Origin of the sequence: Cupriavidus sp. OV096, assembly GCF_900115455.1 — a bacterium.
Taxonomy (GTDB): Bacteria; Pseudomonadota; Gammaproteobacteria; order Burkholderiales; family Burkholderiaceae; genus Cupriavidus.
On record NZ_FOWM01000007.1, the window covers coordinates 218,185 to 233,884 of the forward strand.

13 protein-coding genes and 1 pseudogene are annotated in these 15,700 nt (G+C 67.0%); 8 read left to right on the plus strand and 6 right to left on the minus strand.

What is annotated here, in order from left to right:
* Positions 1 to 77 precede the first annotated feature (77 nt).
* From BM115_RS17755 to BM115_RS17770, 4 genes are read right to left on the minus strand one after another with little or no spacing between them, the layout of a single operon-like run.
* Positions 78 to 782, minus strand: a complete 705-nt coding sequence (locus BM115_RS17755) for an ABC transporter ATP-binding protein (RefSeq protein WP_092296734.1) — start codon at positions 780 to 782, stop codon at positions 78 to 80.
* Positions 775 to 1,527 carry an ABC transporter ATP-binding protein gene (locus tag BM115_RS17760; protein ID WP_092296737.1) on the minus strand — a complete coding sequence of 251 codons (753 nt, stop codon included), beginning with the start codon at positions 1,525 to 1,527 and terminating at the stop codon, positions 775 to 777. Before BM115_RS17760 ends, BM115_RS17755 begins: the two co-directional genes overlap by 8 nt.
* Positions 1,524 to 2,546, minus strand: a complete 1,023-nt coding sequence (locus tag BM115_RS17765) for a branched-chain amino acid ABC transporter permease (RefSeq protein ID WP_092296740.1) — start codon at positions 2,544 to 2,546, stop codon at positions 1,524 to 1,526. Before BM115_RS17765 ends, BM115_RS17760 begins: the two co-directional genes overlap by 4 nt.
* Positions 2,543 to 3,406, minus strand: a complete 864-nt coding sequence (locus tag BM115_RS17770; protein ID WP_177219959.1) for a branched-chain amino acid ABC transporter permease — start codon at positions 3,404 to 3,406, stop codon at positions 2,543 to 2,545. The genes BM115_RS17765 and BM115_RS17770 overlap by 4 nt, the downstream gene beginning before the upstream one ends.
* A gap of 167 nt (positions 3,407 to 3,573) precedes the next feature.
* Here BM115_RS17770 and BM115_RS17775 point away from each other — a divergent pair, with 167 nt between their 5' ends.
* From BM115_RS17775 to BM115_RS17800, 6 genes are all read left to right on the plus strand, one after another.
* Positions 3,574 to 4,518: an aldo/keto reductase gene (locus BM115_RS17775; RefSeq protein WP_092296745.1), complete on the plus strand. Its 945-nt coding sequence runs from the start codon at positions 3,574 to 3,576 to the stop codon at positions 4,516 to 4,518.
* Between the two features lie 9 nt (positions 4,519 to 4,527).
* Complete coding sequence (locus BM115_RS17780) at positions 4,528 to 5,892, plus strand: NTP/NDP exchange transporter (RefSeq protein WP_092296748.1); 1,365 nt, start codon at positions 4,528 to 4,530, stop codon at positions 5,890 to 5,892.
* A gap of 99 nt (positions 5,893 to 5,991) precedes the next feature.
* Positions 5,992 to 7,098 carry an S-(hydroxymethyl)glutathione dehydrogenase/class III alcohol dehydrogenase gene (locus tag BM115_RS17785; protein WP_092296751.1) on the plus strand — a complete coding sequence of 369 codons (1,107 nt, stop codon included), beginning with the start codon at positions 5,992 to 5,994 and terminating at the stop codon, positions 7,096 to 7,098.
* Positions 7,099 to 7,109: 11 nt separating this feature from the next.
* Positions 7,110 to 7,958: an S-formylglutathione hydrolase gene (gene fghA, locus BM115_RS17790; RefSeq protein ID WP_092296873.1), complete on the plus strand. Its 849-nt coding sequence runs from the start codon at positions 7,110 to 7,112 to the stop codon at positions 7,956 to 7,958.
* Positions 7,959 to 7,977: 19 nt separating this feature from the next.
* A complete protein-coding gene (locus BM115_RS17795) occupies positions 7,978 to 9,450 on the plus strand; it encodes an amidase (RefSeq protein ID WP_092296754.1) in 1,473 nt (490 codons plus the stop codon).
* A gap of 51 nt (positions 9,451 to 9,501) precedes the next feature.
* On the plus strand, positions 9,502 to 9,750 hold the full coding sequence (locus tag BM115_RS17800) for a hypothetical protein (RefSeq protein ID WP_092296757.1): 249 nt from the start codon (positions 9,502 to 9,504) through the stop codon (positions 9,748 to 9,750).
* Between the two features lie 27 nt (positions 9,751 to 9,777).
* Here BM115_RS17800 and msuE read toward each other — a convergent pair whose 3' ends face one another.
* Together msuE and BM115_RS17810 are read right to left on the minus strand one after the other, a co-directional pair.
* Positions 9,778 to 10,341, minus strand: a complete 564-nt coding sequence (gene msuE, locus BM115_RS17805; RefSeq protein ID WP_092296760.1) for an FMN reductase — start codon at positions 10,339 to 10,341, stop codon at positions 9,778 to 9,780.
* A 92-nt stretch (positions 10,342 to 10,433) separates the two neighbouring features.
* Positions 10,434 to 11,069 (minus strand): annotated as a pseudogene (locus BM115_RS17810) (MetQ/NlpA family ABC transporter substrate-binding protein); the annotation flags it as partial.
* Between the two features lie 239 nt (positions 11,070 to 11,308).
* On the opposite strand from BM115_RS17810, the gene BM115_RS17815 reads away from it, so the two are divergent.
* On the plus strand, positions 11,309 to 14,506 hold the full coding sequence (locus BM115_RS17815; protein WP_092296763.1) for an efflux RND transporter permease subunit: 3,198 nt from the start codon (positions 11,309 to 11,311) through the stop codon (positions 14,504 to 14,506).
* Complete coding sequence (locus BM115_RS17820; protein WP_092296767.1) at positions 14,503 to 15,687, plus strand: efflux RND transporter periplasmic adaptor subunit; 1,185 nt, start codon at positions 14,503 to 14,505, stop codon at positions 15,685 to 15,687. The genes BM115_RS17815 and BM115_RS17820 overlap by 4 nt, the downstream gene beginning before the upstream one ends.
* Positions 15,688 to 15,700 lie beyond the last annotated feature (13 nt).

Sequence of the window (15,700 nt, forward strand, 5' to 3'; positions counted from 1 at the left end):
GACGTTTCTGAAAAGCAATCAGACTCGTCTTATGCCGTCACCTACGCCACCACCTACGCCACCACCTACGCCACCACCTACGCCGCCACGCTCACCAGCCGATCCAGCAGGGCACGATCCGCAAGCAGCCCGGCGCTCTCGCCGGTGTGCACCACGCGCCCCCGGTCGAGCACCATCGCGCGCTGCGTCATCGCCAGCGCCAGCCGGGCGTGCTGTTCCACCACGATCACCGCCATGCCGCTTTCCGCGATCAGCCCGGCAATCACTCGCCGCAGCTCCTGCACGATGATCGGCGCCAGCCCTTCCATCGGCTCATCGAGCAGCAGCAGTGAAGGATTGACCATCAGCGCGCGCGCCATCGCCAGCATCTGCTGTTCCCCGCCCGACAACTGGTTGCCGAGGTTCTTCCGGCGCTCCTCGAGCCTCGGAAAGACCTGAAAAACGCGGGGGATGTCCCACGGCCCGGGGCGTGCCACGGCGCTCAGGTGCTCCGCCACGGTCAGCGACGGAAACACCCAGCGCTCCTGCGGCACCCAGCCGATGCCACCTTGCGCGCGCCGGTGCGGCGGCACGCGGGCGAGGTCGCGCCCCTGCCAGTGCAGGCGCCCGCCGCGCAGCCGCGTGAAGCCCATCAGCGTAGCCAGCAGCGTGGTCTTGCCCACGCCGTTGCGGCCCAGCAGCGCCAGGCTGTCGCCGGCGGAGAGCGTCAGGTCGATGCCGTCCAGCACCAGCGCGTCGCCATAGCCCGCGCTGACGCCCTCCATCCGCAGCAGTTCAGTCATGGGCGGCCTCCCCCAGATACACCTCGCGCACACGCGGATCGGCGGCAATCTCGGCCGGCGTGCCCTCGGTCAACACGCGGCCCGCCACCAGCACCGTGATGCGCTCGGCGAAGCGGAACACCAGATCCATGTCGTGCTCGATAAAGACGATCGTGATGTCGCGCGGCAGCCCGGCGATGACCGCGAACAGCTCCGCGCTCTCGCCCGTGGGAATGCCGGCGGCGGGTTCGTCCAGCAGCAGGATCGACGGCCGCGTGGCCAGCGCCAGCGCCATCTCCAGCAGCCGCTGCTTGCCGTAGGGCAGCTGGCGGGTCTCGACGTCAGCATCGGCGTCCAGCCGCAGCATGGCCAGCACCGCCATGGCTTCATCGACGAGGGGCGTCTGGGAAGCCACCGTGCGCGCCCAGATGCGTGCGGCCCCGGTGCGCTCGGCCACCGCCAGCACGACGGATTCGAGCACCGTCAGCCCCGGGAACAGCGTGTTGATCTGGAACGTGCGCGTCATGCCGAGCCGCACGCGCGCATGTTGGGGCAGCGCCGTGATATCGCGGTCGCCCAGCCAGATCCGCCCTGCCGATGGCGGCAGCGCCCCGGTCAGCAGGTTGATGAAGGTGGTCTTGCCGGCGCCGTTCGGCCCGATCAGCGCGTGGCGCGCGCCCGGCGCGAAACTGAGCGAGATGTCGCTATTGGCGGCGAAGGCGCCCCAGGACTTGCCGAGCCCTGCCGTGCGGAGCGTGGCCGTCATGGTGCTTCCCCCCGGCCGCGCCGCAGCCGGCCCGCAATGGCGCTGGCCGCGCCCATCACCCCACCCTTGGCGAACAGCACCATCAGCACCAGCAGCAGGCCGATCCAGAACTGCCAGTAGACCGGGTTGATGCCCGCCAGCACGTCCTGCGCGATCATGAACAGCGCCGCGCCGACCAGCGCGCCGTAGAGCCGGCCCGTGCCGCCGAGCACCAGCATGACCAGCAGCTCGGCCGATCGCGGGAAGCCCAGCACATCGAGCCCGACGAACTGCGTGGTCTGGGCCAGCAGGCCGCCGGCCACCCCGGCCACCGCCGCCGACACCGCGAACACCGCCCCGAGCCGGCGCGGCACGTTGGCGCCCAGCGCCGGCATGCGCCGCACGCCCTCGCGCACGCCGCGCAGCGACAGCCCGAACGGCGACGCCACGATCCGGCGCACCGCCACGAACAGCAGGAAGGTCACCACGAGGCTATATAGATAGGCCGTCTTGCCGAACAGGTCGAATTCGAACAGCCCGAGCACCTTGCCCATGGTCACGCCGGACAGCCCATCGACCCCGCCGGTCAGGAAAGCGGCCTTGTTGGCGGCCTCGAACAGCATCAGGCCGATGCCGAGCGTGACCATCAGCCGGGTCAGGTCGCCGCCGCGCACCACCAGGAAGCTGCACAGCCAGCCCGCCAGCCCGGCCACGGCGCCGGCGGCCAGCAGGCCGGAAATCGGCTCGCCCCAGCCGTGCGCGCCCAGCAGGCCCGCCGTATAGGCGCCCAGCCCGAAGAAGGCCGCGTGGCCGAGCGAGACGATGCCGGCATAGCCGAGGATCAGGTCCAGCGACAGCGCGAACAGGCCGGTAATCAGGATCTGGCTGCCGAGGATCAGGTAGTCGGGCAGGAGAAAGAAGACCGCCACCGGGGCGAGCCAGAAGACGATTTCGGCCGGATGCCAGCGGCCATCGGGCAGGCGGTGGCGCTGGGCCGCCGCCGGCTGGACGGCTTGATCGGTACGCAGGACGGATTTCATGCGCGCCTCCCGAACAGGCCGGCCGGGAAGGCCACCAGCAGCACGACCATCATCGCGTAGATCACGAACGCGCCCACCGCCGGCACGTAGTACTTGCCGGCTACGTCCGCCACGCCAAGCACGATCGCCGCGAGCAGCGAGCCGCGGATGGAGCCGGCGCCGCCCACGGCCACTACCAGCAGGAAATACACCATGTATTTGAGCGGGAAGGCGGGATCGAGCCCGAGCACGTCGATGCCCAGTCCGCCGCCAAGGCCGGCCAGCCCCGAGCCGAGCGCGAACGTCAGGCTGAACACCCGCTCCACGTTGATGCCGAGACCGCGCGCGGCCTGCTGGTGATCGACGGCAGCCCGTACCTGCGCCCCGAAGCGCGTGCGCGCCACCAGCCACCCCAGCGCCAGCGTGATCACCACCACCACACCGATCAGGAACAGCCGATAGGCGCCCAGGTCGATCCCGGCCACCTGCACCTGCCCGATCAGGAACTCGGGCAGCGCCACCGGCTGCTGGCCGGGGCCGAACAGCCACGTGGCGCCGGCCATCGCCATGAAGGTCAGGCCGATGGAAAACAGCACCTGGTCGAGGTGGCTGGCCCGGTACAGGCGCCGATAGAGCGTGCGCTCGAGCAGCCAGCCCACCGCCGCCGCGCCCAGGAAGGCCAGCGGCAGCGCCGCCAGGAACGGCACGCCGGCGCGGTTCATCAGCACCACGGCCACATAGCCGCCGAGCATGGCAAAGGCGCCATGGGCCAGGTTGACGAAGTTCATCAGCCCCATGGTCACGGACAGGCCAATGCTGATCAGGAACAGCAGGCTGCCGTACGCCAGGCCGTCGAACAGCACGCCAAGGAAACTCGCGATCACCGGGGTCGTCCTCCGTTTTCAGGGTTGCCGCCGGATTGTTCAGTGTGCGCCGCTTTTTTGCAATCGGGCCCCACCCGCCCGTGCCCGATGTTGGCCTGTTGTCTGGTTTACATCGCCCCGGCCACGCGCTAACGTCCTGAAACCCGACCGCGAGGGACATTGCCATGCCGATCGACCGCCGCACCTTCCTGGGACTTTCCGCCGCGCTGGCCGCCTTGCCGGCCACCCCTGCCCTGGCCGCCGCTCATGCAGCCGCTCATGCAGCCGCTCATGCCGCCACCATGGAGGCGCCGATGCGGCGCAAGATCCCGGGCACCAATGTGCAGTTGCCGGTCATCGGCATGGGCACGGCCGATACCTTCAACGTGGGCACCGGCGCTGACGAACGCACCCCGCTCACCGAGGTCATGGCGCTGTTGCTGCAGCGCATTCCCGGCGCCGTGGTGGACACCGCGCCCAGCTACGGCAGCGCGGAAGCCGTCACCGGCGACCTCCTGCAAGCGGCCAAGGCCCGCCAGCGGGTGTTCCTGGCGACCAAGGTCTCTACCAGCGTGGCGCAGGTGCCGGCGCAGTTCGCCCGGTCGCTGTCCGATCTCCACGTCGACAGCGTGGATTTGCTGCAGGTGCATAACCTGATCGACTGGCAGAACAACCTGCGCTGGCTGCGCCAGCAGAAGGAAGCCGGCAAGACCCGCTATATCGGCATCACCCACTATCGGGAAGACTCGCACGACACCCTGGCGCAGATCCTGCGGCAGGAAAAGATGGATTTCCTCCAGATCAACTACTCGCTGGGCGAGCGCAACGCCGAGAAGACGCTGCTGCCGCTGTGCGAGGAGCGCGGCGTGGCGGTGCTGGTCAACCGGCCGTTCCAGGATGGGCGGCTATTCAGCGCGGTGAAAGGCAAGCCGGTGCCCGACTGGGCCGGCGAGGTGGACTGCACCACCTGGGGACAGCTGTTCCTGAAGTTCGTGGTCAGCCACCCGGCGGTGACGGCGGCCATCCCGGCCACCTCCAAGCCGCGCAATATGGCCGACAACCTCGGCGCGGCGTTCGGCCGCATGCCCGATACGCGCGAGCGGGCCCGCATTGCCGCCGCGCTGGCCTGAGCGCCGGTCATGGCTACGCCCCCGCCCCTGCCCCAGCCTGACGCGGCCCGTCCGCTGCAACGCGGCCTCGGCATGCGCCCCGGCGAAGCCCCCGCCGTGGTGGCGGGCTTCCTGTTCTTCTTCTGCCTGTTCGCCAGCTACTTCATGCTGCGCCCCGTGCGCGAGACCATGGGCATCGCCGGCGGCGTGCAGAACCTGCAATGGCTGTTCACCGCCACCTTCGTGGTGATGCTGGTGGCCATCCCGTTCTACGGCGCCTGCTGCAAGTGGCTGCCCCGTCGACGCTTCGTGCCGTGGGTCTACGCATTCTTCATCGCCAACCTGCTTGGCTTTGCCTTTGCCACGCGGGCGATGCCGGACAACGTGTGGCTGGCGCGCGTGTTCTATGTCTGGCTCTCGGTCTTCAACCTGTTCGTGGTGTCGGTGGCGTGGAGCCTGATGGCCGACGTGTTCCGTCCCGATCAGGCCAAGCGGCTGTTCGCGCTGCTGGCGGCGGGCGCCAGCGCCGGCGGGCTGGCGGGTCCGCTGCTGGGCGGCTGGCTGGTGGGAAGCATCGGGCTGACGGGGCTGATGGTGCTGTCGGCGGCGCTGCTGGCCGCCACGCTGCCCGGCGTGGGTTTCCTGTTCGGCTGGCGACGCCGCTCGGGGGCAGGGATGGCCGGTGTGGGCAGCACGGGTGCGGGGCAGGACCCGGCCGAGCCGGTCGGTGGCGGGCTGTGGGCGGGGCTGGTGCTCGTGGCGCGCTCGCGCTACCTGCTCGGCATCAGCGTGTTCGTGATCCTGCTCGCCACGGCGAGCACCTTCCTGTACTTCGAGCAGGCCAAGCTGGTGGCCGCCGCGTATCCGTCGCGCGCGCAGCAGACACAGGTCTTCAGCGCGCTCGATGCCACGGTGCAGGCGCTGACCATCGTGATCCAGCTGTTCTTTTCGGGCCGCGTGGCGCGGCGCTACGGCGTGACCGCGCTGCTGACCGGCGTGCCTGTGCTGGTGACCCTCGGCTTCCTGGCGCTGGCGGTCTGGCCGACCTTCGCGGTGCTGGCCGGCGCGATGATCGTGCGGCGCGTGGGCGAGTACGCGCTGTTGCGCCCCGGGCGCGAGATGCTGTTCACCGTGGTGGACCCGGAAACCAAGTACAAGGCCAAGAACGTCATCGACACGGCGGTGTATCGCGCGGGCGACGCGGTGAGCGCCTGGGTGCGCACCGCCATCGACGCCATCTCCGGCCATCCCGCCTCCGTGGCGCTGGCCGGCGCGGTGCTGGCCATCGCGTGGGCCTGGCTGGGCTGGTGGCTGGGTCGGCGGCACGAAGGCCAGCTGACACCCGCCGGGGAGGCGTCCACGGTGCTCGCGCGCGGCGCGCCGGGCGGCCGATAATCGAGCATCCGTCTGGCCGCGCGCCGCCGATGGCCGTATAGTCGTGGCCTGTTCGCGCGCCACGCGCGCCGCCCCCACACGCTTGCCTAGGAGCCCCCCATGAAGACCAAAGCCGCCATCGCCTGGAAAGCCGGCGCCCCGCTGACCATCGAAGATGTCGACCTGGACGGCCCGCGCGCCGGCGAGGTGCTCGTGGAAATCAAGGCCACCGGCATCTGCCATACCGACTACTACACGCTCTCGGGCGCCGATCCGGAAGGCATCTTCCCGGCCATCCTGGGCCATGAGGGCGCCGGCATCGTCACCGACGTCGGCCCCGGCGTGACCTCGCTCAAGCCGGGCGACCACGTGATTCCCCTCTACACGCCGGAATGCCGCCAGTGCAAGTTCTGCCTGTCGCGCAAGACCAACCTGTGCCAGGCCATCCGCGCCACGCAGGGCAAGGGGCTGATGCCGGATGGCACTTCGCGCTTCTCGATCGACGGCAAGCCGATCTTCCACTACATGGGCACGTCCACCTTCGCCAACCACATCGTGGTGCCGGAGATCGCGCTGGCCAAGATCCGCCCGGATGCCCCGTTCGACAAGGTCTGCTACATCGGCTGCGGCGTGACGACCGGCGTGGGCGCCGTGCTGTTCACGGCCAAGGTGGAAGCCGGTGCCAACGTAGTGGTGTTCGGCCTCGGCGGCATCGGCCTGAACGTGATCCAGGCGGCCAAGATGGTCGGCGCTGACAAGATCATCGGCGTGGACCTGAACCCGGGCCGCGAGGCGATGGCGCGCAAGTTCGGCATGACCCACTTCGTCAACCCCAAGGACGTGCCGAACGTGGTGGACCACATCGTCCAGCTCACCGACGGCGGCGCCGACTACTCGTTCGAGTGCATCGGCAACACGCAGGTCATGCGCCAGGCGCTGGAGTGCTGCCACAAGGGCTGGGGCAAGTCGATCATCATCGGCGTGGCGGAAGCCGGCGCGGAAATCTCGACGCGCCCGTTCCAGCTGGTGACGGGCCGCGAGTGGAAGGGTTCGGCATTCGGCGGCGCACGCGGGCGCACGGACGTGCCGAAGATCGTCGACTGGTACATGGAAGGCAAGCTCAACATCGACGACCTGATCACCCACACGCTGCCGCTGGAGCGCATCAACGAAGGCTTCGACCTGATGAAGCGCGGCGAATCGATCCGCTCGGTGGTGCTGTACTGATGCAGACCGACCTGGAACTGCTCGCCGAGCACGGCTGCCATGGCGGCGTGCAGCGCTTCTACCGGCACCACTCGGCCGCCATCGGGCTGCCGATGCGGTTCTCGGTGTTCCTGCCGAAGGAAGCGCTGGGCACGGGCACCACGCGCGTGCCGGCGCTGTTCTACCTGGCCGGGCTGACCTGCACCGAGGAAACGTTCCCGATCAAGGCCGACGCCCAGCGCTACGCCGCCGAGCACGGCATGATGCTGATCTCGCCCGATACCAGCCCGCGCGGCGCCAACGCGCCGGGCGAGGCCGATTCGTGGGACTTCGGCGTGGGGGCGGGGTTCTACGTGGATGCCGTCGAGGCGCCGTGGCACATGCACTGGCATATGGAGAGCTACGTGGCGAGCGAGCTGTTCGCCATCGCCACCACCGAATTGCCCGGCGATGCCGCGCGCGTGGGCATCTTCGGCCATTCGATGGGCGGCCACGGGGCGCTGGTGCTGGCGCAACGCTATCCGCACCGTTTCCGCTCGGTGTCCGCCTTCGCGCCGATCGCCGCGCCGATGAAATGCCCGTGGGGCATCAAGGCATTCAGCGGCTACCTCGGCAACGATCCGGTGCGCTGGGCCGAGCACGACGCCAGCGAACTGATGACCGGGCAGGACGCGCCGCCCTTCCCCGCCGGCATCCTGATCGACCAGGGTCTGGCCGACCGCTTCCTCGAGGAGCAACTGCATCCGGAAGCGTTCGAGGCCGCCTGCAAGGTCGCCGGCCAGCCGCTGACGCTGCGACGGCACGCCGGCTACGACCACGGCTACTACTTCATCCAGACGTTCATGGCCGACCATATCCGGCATCACGCCGCCCAACTCTGACGCTGACACCGAGCCCGCCATGCCTTACGCCGCCGATCCCATCGTCATGCTGTCCGCGCGGGCGCTGTCGCAGGCCATCCACGGGGGCGAGATGTCGTGCCGGCAGGTCATGGCGGCCTACCTGGCCCATATCGCACAGGTCAATCCGGGCAGCAACGCCATCGTGGCCATGCGCGACGAAGCGGCGCTGATGGCCGAGGCCGCCGCCGCCGACGAGGCGCTGGCGGCGGGCCGCTCCGCAGGCTGGATGCACGGCATGCCGCAGGCGCCCAAGGATTTGGCGATGACGCGCGGCATCCGCACGACGTTCGGCTCGCCGATCTACAAGGACAATGTGCCGACGATCGATGCCATCGTGGTCGAGCGCGCGCGGCGCGCCGGGGCGATCCTGATCGGCAAGACCAACACGCCCGAGTTCGGGCTGGGCTCGCAGACGTTCAACCCGGTGTACGGCGCCACGCTGAATCCTTACGATGCCACGCGCACGGCGGGCGGCAGCAGTGGCGGCGCGGCGGCGGCACTGGCGCTGCGCATGCTGCCCGTGGCGGATGGCAGCGACTTCGGCGGCTCGCTGCGCAACCCGGCCGGCTACTGCAACGTATTCGGCTTCCGGCCCTCGGCGGGCCGCGTGCCCTACGGCCCCACGCCGGAACTGTTCCTGTCGCAGCTCGGTTGCGAAGGGCCGATGGCACGCACGGTGGCGGACCTTGCCCTGCTGCTGGCCACGCAGGCCGGCCCCGACGCGCGCACCCCGCAGGCGCTTCCAGCCGACCCGGTGCTGGCCTCGCTCACGCCCGCGAACGTCACGGACGTGCTGCGCGCCGACCTGAACGGCAAACGCGTGGCGTGGCTGGGCGACTGGGGCGGCTACCTGCCGATGGAAGACGGCATCCTGCCGCTGTGCGAGCAGGCGCTGCGCTTCTTCCCGGATTTCGGCGTCAGCGTGGAAGCTATCGGCGCCCCTTATCCGCCCGAGAAAATCTGGCAGACCTGGCTGACCCATCGCCATTTCCTCGTCGGCAACGCCCGCATGACGCTCTACCGCAACCCGGCCACGCGCGCGCAGCTGAAGCCAGAGGCCATCTGGGAGATCGAAGGCGCGCTGAACCAGACCGCCAGCGACCTCTACACCGCCAGCACGGAGCGCTCGGCCTGGTACAACGCGCTGCAACGCACCTTCGCCACGTTCGACTATGTGGCGGTGCCTACGGCGCAGGTGTTCCCGTTCGATGTGAAGCAGCCGTGGCCGACATCGATCGCCGGCCGGCAGATGGATACCTATCACCGCTGGATGGAGGTGGTGGTGGCGTGGACGCTGTCTGGCTCGCCAGTCATCAGCGTGCCGGTGGGGTTCAATGCGGAGGGGTTGCCGATGGGCATGCAGCTGATTGGCCGCCCGCGCGACGACCTTGCCGTGCTGCAACTCGCCGCCGCCTACGAGCAGGCGCGCGACTGGGTGGGCAGCCGGCTGCCGCCAGCCATTGCAGACTGATCGCGGTGCACTATCCTGAAGGCTCCCCATCCCCGTATGAAGGAGCCTGCCATGGGCACTTCACGTCACATCACCCTGGCGCTGGGCCTGCTCTTCGCGAGCGGTGCCGCGCTGGCGCATAACTGTCCCAATGAGATGAAGGCCATCGACGCGAAACTGGCGACCAAGCCGGCGCTGTCGCAGGCCGACATGACCAAGGTCCAGAAGCTGCGCGCCGACGGCGAAGCGCAGCACAAGGCCGGCGATCACGACGCCTCGATGAAGTCGCTCGGCGAGGCGAAGAAGCTTCTCGGAATCTGAACCCGAGCCGGGCCAAATCAGGCCAGGTCAGGCCACGCGCAGCAACTGGCGCGCGTGGCTGGCGAACAGCGGCGCGGCACGATCCGCCGCGAGGCGGATGCGTTCCTGCAGCGGGCCATTGCCGACCTGATAGCCGTCGAAATCAGCCGTCGAGGCATACACGCCAATCGGGAGCGTCAGCGCCTGCAGGAAGCCGAACAGCGGGCGCAACTGGTGCTCCAGCACCAGTGCGTGCCGGTCACTGCCGCCCGTGGCGGCCAGCAGCACCGGCGTATCCACCAGCGCGTTCATCCCGACCAGATCGAACAGATGCTTGAAGTGGCCCGGGAACGAGCCCCGGTAGACCGGCGCGGCGGCGATCAGCAGGTCTGCCGACTCGATGTCCGCCAGTTGCGCCTCGATCTCGGCAGGAAGTTCCTCGCGCGACAGCGCGCCACCCAGCGGGCGGGCAATCTCGCTCAGGTCGACGATGCGGGTGTCGAGCACGAGCCGTTCTTCCAGCGCCTCCAGCAGTGCCTGCACGAGCACACGGGTGCGCGAGGGCTGGTGGACACTGCCATTGACGGCGACGACTTTGAGGGGGGTAGCCACTGGTGGTTCTCCGTTTGGATCGACCCCTACCTTAGCGCCGTCGCCGCCGAGGGCGAACGAAGGAAATCGAGTATGGATAGATGAAGTGCCGATCAGAACGACGGCACCATCGCGCCCTTGTACTTTTCCTTCATGAACTGGCGCACGTCTTCCGACTGGTACGCCGCCACGAGTTTCTTGACCCACGGCTTGTCCTTGTCCTGCGTGCGCACCACGATAATGTTCGCGTACGGGCTGCGGATGTCTTCCATGGCGATGGCGTCCTTGGTCGGCCGGAGGCCGGCGGCGAGCGCGTAGTTGGTGTTGATCACCGCGGCGCTCACATCAGGCAGGGCGCGCGCCAGCTGGGCGGCGTCCAGTTCCACGATCTTGAGCTTCTTGGGGTTCTCGGCCACGTCCAGCGGCGTAGCGTTCACGCCGTTGGTGCCCACGCCCGGCTTCAGCTTGATCACGCCCTGTGCGGCGAGCAAAAGCAGCGCGCGGTTCTCGTTCGACGGGTCGTTCGGCACGGCCACCTTGGCGCCCTGCGGCAGGTCCTTCGGCGACTTCAGCTTCTGCGCGTACACGCCCAGCGGCGAGATATAGGTGTAGCCCACGCTGACCATCTTGTAGCCGCGCTGCTTGACCTGGCTGTCCAGGTACGGCTGATGCTGGAAGCTGTTGGCCTCCAGATCGCCCGCGTCCAGCGCGGCGTTCGGCTGCACGTAGTCGTTGAACTCCGACACCTCGCGCGGATCGGCGGCGGCAAGGCCGCGTCGGATGGACGCGGCCGGGACGAAACTTTACCTCAATGTGCCTTGCCGGTCGGGTGGCTCGCACTCATCGTCGGCACGTTGCGCTTTTCAAAAGTTGCATATCTCGACAGTTCGAACAGAAAAGCGCCGCCAGTTTCCGAAATAGTCCTGCGGCCATTTCTTCCTAGACTCACTTTGCCTTCAATCGGGACAGGTGAACCAGGAAAACGAACATGTGGATCGTCAGGCTTGCACTACGCCGGCCCTATACCTTCGTTGTGCTAGCCATTCTGCTGTTGCTTGGTGGGATGGTTTCCATCCTGCGCATGCCTACGGACATTTTTCCGTCGATCGACATTCCGGTGGTCAGCGTGGTCTGGAGCTACAACGGTTTGTCTGCCGAAGACATGGCGCAACGTATCGTCACGGAATACGAGCGTTCCCTGACCACCGACGTCGACAATATCGAGCACATCGAGTCGCAGTCGCTACCGGGGGTGGCCGTCATCAAGGTCTTCTTCCACCCCGGCGCTGACATCAACCGGGCGATTGCTCAAGCCACGGCCGGCGCGCAATCGATTCTCAAGCAGATGCCGCCGGGCGCCACGCCACCCCTTGTCCTTAGCTACAACGCCTCTACGGTACCAATCCTGCGCCTGGCGCTAGGCAGCGACACGCTGCCGGAGCAGGAACTGTACGACCTGGGCAACAGCTTTATCCGCACCCAACTGGCCACAGTAGAGGGCGCGTCAGTGCCGCTTCCCTACGGCGGCAAGGTACGACAGGTGACGGTGGACCTTAATGTACCGGCACTCCAGGCACGCGGCCTGGCTCCAGTCGATGTCGTGAGCGCGATCAACGCCCAGAATTTGGTTTTGCCTGGCGGCACCGCCAAGATTGGCTCGCTGGAATACCGGGTAGATCTCAATGGCAGTACGCAGACCGTAGCCGCGTTGAACGACTTGCCGGTCCGCAGCGGCCCCAACGGCACGGTCTATGTTCGCGACGTGGCGCAGGTCCACGATGGTTACGCGCCCCAGACCAATGTGGTGCGGCATGACGGCAAGAGAGCCGCGCTGCTGGAAATCGAGAAGACTGGCAGTGCCTCAACACTGACCGTCGTTTCGCAGATCCGGGCCCTGCTGCCGCACATTCTTTCAGGACTGCCGAAGTCGCTCCACGTGCAACCCCTGTCGGACCAGTCAGTGTTCGTATTGTCGGCGATCGACGGTGTGCTGCACGAGGCGCTGGTGGCCGCCTGCCTGACAGCCACAATGATCCTGCTGTTCCTGGGTAGCTGGCGCGCCACGCTGATCATTGCCATCACGATTCCGCTATCGGTACTGGCAGCACTCATCGCCCTGGCGGCGCTGGGGCAGACCTTGAACATCATGACCCTGGGCGGGCTCGCGCTTGCCGTGGGCGTACTCGTAGATGACGCCACCGTGGCAATCGAAAATATTGCCCATCATCGCGAGACAGGCAAGCCACTCGAGCAGGCCATCCTTGACGGTTCGGGAGAAATCGCACTGCCCACGCTGGTGTCCACGATGTGCATCTGCATCGTGTTCCTGCCGATGTTCCTACTCAGCGGCGTCGCTCGCTACCTGTTCGTGCCCCTGGCCGAATCAGTGGTGTTTGCGATGATGGCCTCCTACTTCCTTTCCCGCACGCTCATTCCCACGCTGGCGCACTATCTACTGCGCGGCGAAAATGCGCAGCGGCCCAAGGGCGGACGCCTGGCCAGCTGGTTCAGCGCGGTTCATACGAGATTTGACGCGAGATTCGAACGGGTGAGGCTTTCGTATTCGCGCCTGCTGCGCGCTGCGCTGGCTGCGCCACGCCGTACCGTTTCGTTCTTCGCGCTAGTTTTTTTGGTGTCGATGACGCTTGTGCCGTTCCTGGGCCAGGATTTCTTTCCCACCATCGAAGGCAGCGAGATCCGACTGCATATGCGGGTACGCACCGGCACGCGCATCGAGGAAACGGCGCGTATCGTAGATGAAGTGGAAAATGAGGTCCGCCTGGTCATCGGACCCACCCACGTGGCCGGCATCGTCGACGACATTGGCCTGCCCGTCAGCGGCATTAACCTGACCTACGATTCTGCGCTGCCGATTGGCACCGGCGACGCGGAGATCCTGGTGTCGCTGAAGCCCGATGCCGGCCGTTCTGGCGTGCTGGTCGAACAGCTCGACGCGGCCCTGCGGAAGAACTTTCCCGGGGTCAGCTTTTCGTTCCTGCCGGCCGACATGGTCAGCCAGATCCTCAATTTCGGCCTGCCTGCGCCTATCGACATCCAAATAGTCGGGAAAGACCTGGAAGGCAACCGCAAAGTGGCCGATCAACTGATGCGCGCCCTGGCAGGCGTGCCCGGACTGACCGACCTGCACCTCCAACAGCCGACCGACCAGCCTGCCCTGAGTCTCAATGTTGACCGCACACGTGCCCTGCAGGCGGGGCTGTCCCAACGCGAAGTGGCGCAGAACCTGCTGATCTCCCTGTCCGGCAGCAGCCAAACAGCGCCCAACTTCTGGCTTGACCCCAAGAACGGCGTCAGTTATCAGGTGGCCGTATCGGTGCCGCAGTATGCAATGGACTCGCTGCAAACGCTGTCGAGCATTCCACTTGGCCTGGGCGCTGACACTGTGCAGCAAGGTGGCGCTGGGCAGCTTGGCCAGTTCGGCACCATCACGCGCTCCAGTCAGCAAGGTGTGGTTTCGCATTACAACGTGCAACCAGTACTCGATCTGTTCGCTGCGGTACGGGGTCGCGACTTGGGTTCGGTGGCCAGCGATGTGCAGCGTATCGTCAACAAGGCGCACGATCAGTTGCCGGCTGGCTCAGACATCGTTGTCCGCGGCCAGGTGCAGACAATGCATGCATCGTTTGCAGGCCTGCTGGCCGGCCTGGCTGCTGCCATCGTGCTGGTCTACCTGTTGATGGTCGTGAACTTCCAGTCGTGGCTCGATCCACTTGCCATCGTTGGCGCACTTCCCGTAGCGCTCTCTGGCATGGCATGGATGTTATTTGCGACCGATACCACCATCAGTGTTCCCGCGCTCACGGGGGCCATCATCTGCGTTGGCATCGCGACGGCTAACAGCATCCTCGTGATAAGCCACGCGCGCGAAGGGATGGCAGGCGGAAAATCTGCCGTGGATGCAGCATGGGAAGCTGGCTTCAGTCGCTTCCGCCCTGTGGCGATGACGGCGCTGGCCATGCTGTTCGGCATGGTGCCGATGGCTTTGGCGACAAGTGGTGCGGGCGCGCAGAATGCGCCGCTCGGTCGCACCGTGATTGGCGGCCTGGCATTCGGCACAACCGCAACGCTGGTACTCGTGCCAGTGTTCTTTGCCACCCTGCATGACTGGATGGCGGGCCGCACCCGAGTCGACGACTCCGCCACGCTTCGAGAAGACCTGGCATGACACATAGCAAACCTCGTACTACGGCCTCGGCGCCACGTAGCCGGTCACGCCTCGCCATACTGGCGGTATCGGGCCTTTGCGTCGCAGCAGCCCTTACTGCCGGGATCTTCCCACGCTGGCACAGCTTTGGCGCTTTGCAGTTGCGCGCCAAAAGCGCGGAAATTCCTGTCGTCAGTGTGGTGTCCCCCCGAAATGCTGCAGCCGTGCGCGATATCACCCTGCCAGCCGATGTCCAGGCCTACGACGATGCCGCCATCCATGCGCGCGTCAACGGCTATCTGCGGCGCTGGTACGCCGACATCGGCACCTCGGTGAAGGCTGGCCAGTTGCTAGCGGAGATTGATGCGCCCGAGGTATCCGACCAGTTGCGCCAGGCTCGCGCCGACGAAGCAACAGCGGCCGCCAACTACCAGCTGGCCAGCACCACGGCCAAGCGCTGGCAGGACCTGCAGGCGACTAACTCCGTCGCGCAGCAGGAAACCGACCAGAAAGTCGCCGACATGCATGCCAAGGCGGCCTTGCTGGCCGCGGCACGCTCAAATACTTCGCGGCTGGCACAACTGGCCAGCTACATGCAGATCCGCGCGCCGTTTGATGGCGTGATTACCGCACGCAATGTCGATACGGGGGCGCTGATTGACGCGGGTAGCGCACCGAGCCAGGACCGCGAACTATTCCATATCTCGGCCGGCACGCGGCTGCGCGTCTATGCTCAGGTCCCCCAGGATGTCAGCGCGGCAACGGTGCCGGGCACGCGCGCTTGGCTGACTTTGCCGCAAGCGCCGGGACAACGCTACCCCGCCACCGTTACGCGCACGGCCGGTGCGATCAACCCCATCACGCGCAGCCTGCGCGTGGAGCTTGACGTCGACAGCCAGGACGGCCGTATCCTGCCCGGCACCTACGCCCAGGTGCATCTGGAAGTGGGCAGCGCCCATGCGGGCCTGGATCTGCCAGCCAATACGTTGATGTTTCCCGCCAGTGGCCCTGCGGTGGCCGTTGTGGATGCTGAAAACAAGCTGACGATTCGTCAGGTCGCACTCGGTCGAGATTTCGGTTCGCATGTGGAGGTACTAAGTGGCGTGCAGGAGAACGACCGGGTCGTCGTCAACCCCGGCGACGGCATCGTCTCCGGCATGCCCGTGCGCGTGGCCGCCCCCGCCAAGGGGGACGCGGCATGAGCGGCGACCGGAA

Excerpts from the sequence above, each read along its gene's own strand:
- BM115_RS17755 (WP_092296734.1), bottom strand. The coding sequence starts at position 782 with ATGACTGAACTGCTGCGGATGGAGGGCGTCAGCGCGGGCTATGGCGAC.
- BM115_RS17760 (WP_092296737.1), bottom strand. The coding sequence starts at position 1,527 with ATGACGGCCACGCTCCGCACGGCAGGGCTCGGCAAGTCCTGGGGCGCC.
- BM115_RS17765 (WP_092296740.1), bottom strand. The coding sequence starts at position 2,546 with ATGAAATCCGTCCTGCGTACCGATCAAGCCGTCCAGCCGGCGGCGGCC.
- BM115_RS17775 (WP_092296745.1), top strand. The coding sequence starts at position 3,574 with ATGCCGATCGACCGCCGCACCTTCCTGGGACTTTCCGCCGCGCTGGCC.
- BM115_RS17780 (WP_092296748.1), top strand. The coding sequence starts at position 4,528 with ATGGCTACGCCCCCGCCCCTGCCCCAGCCTGACGCGGCCCGTCCGCTG.
- BM115_RS17785 (WP_092296751.1), top strand. The coding sequence starts at position 5,992 with ATGAAGACCAAAGCCGCCATCGCCTGGAAAGCCGGCGCCCCGCTGACC.
- BM115_RS17795 (WP_092296754.1), top strand. The coding sequence starts at position 7,978 with ATGCCTTACGCCGCCGATCCCATCGTCATGCTGTCCGCGCGGGCGCTG.
- BM115_RS17800 (WP_092296757.1), top strand. The coding sequence starts at position 9,502 with ATGGGCACTTCACGTCACATCACCCTGGCGCTGGGCCTGCTCTTCGCG.
- BM115_RS17815 (WP_092296763.1), top strand. The coding sequence starts at position 11,309 with ATGTGGATCGTCAGGCTTGCACTACGCCGGCCCTATACCTTCGTTGTG.
- BM115_RS17820 (WP_092296767.1), top strand. The coding sequence starts at position 14,503 with ATGACACATAGCAAACCTCGTACTACGGCCTCGGCGCCACGTAGCCGG.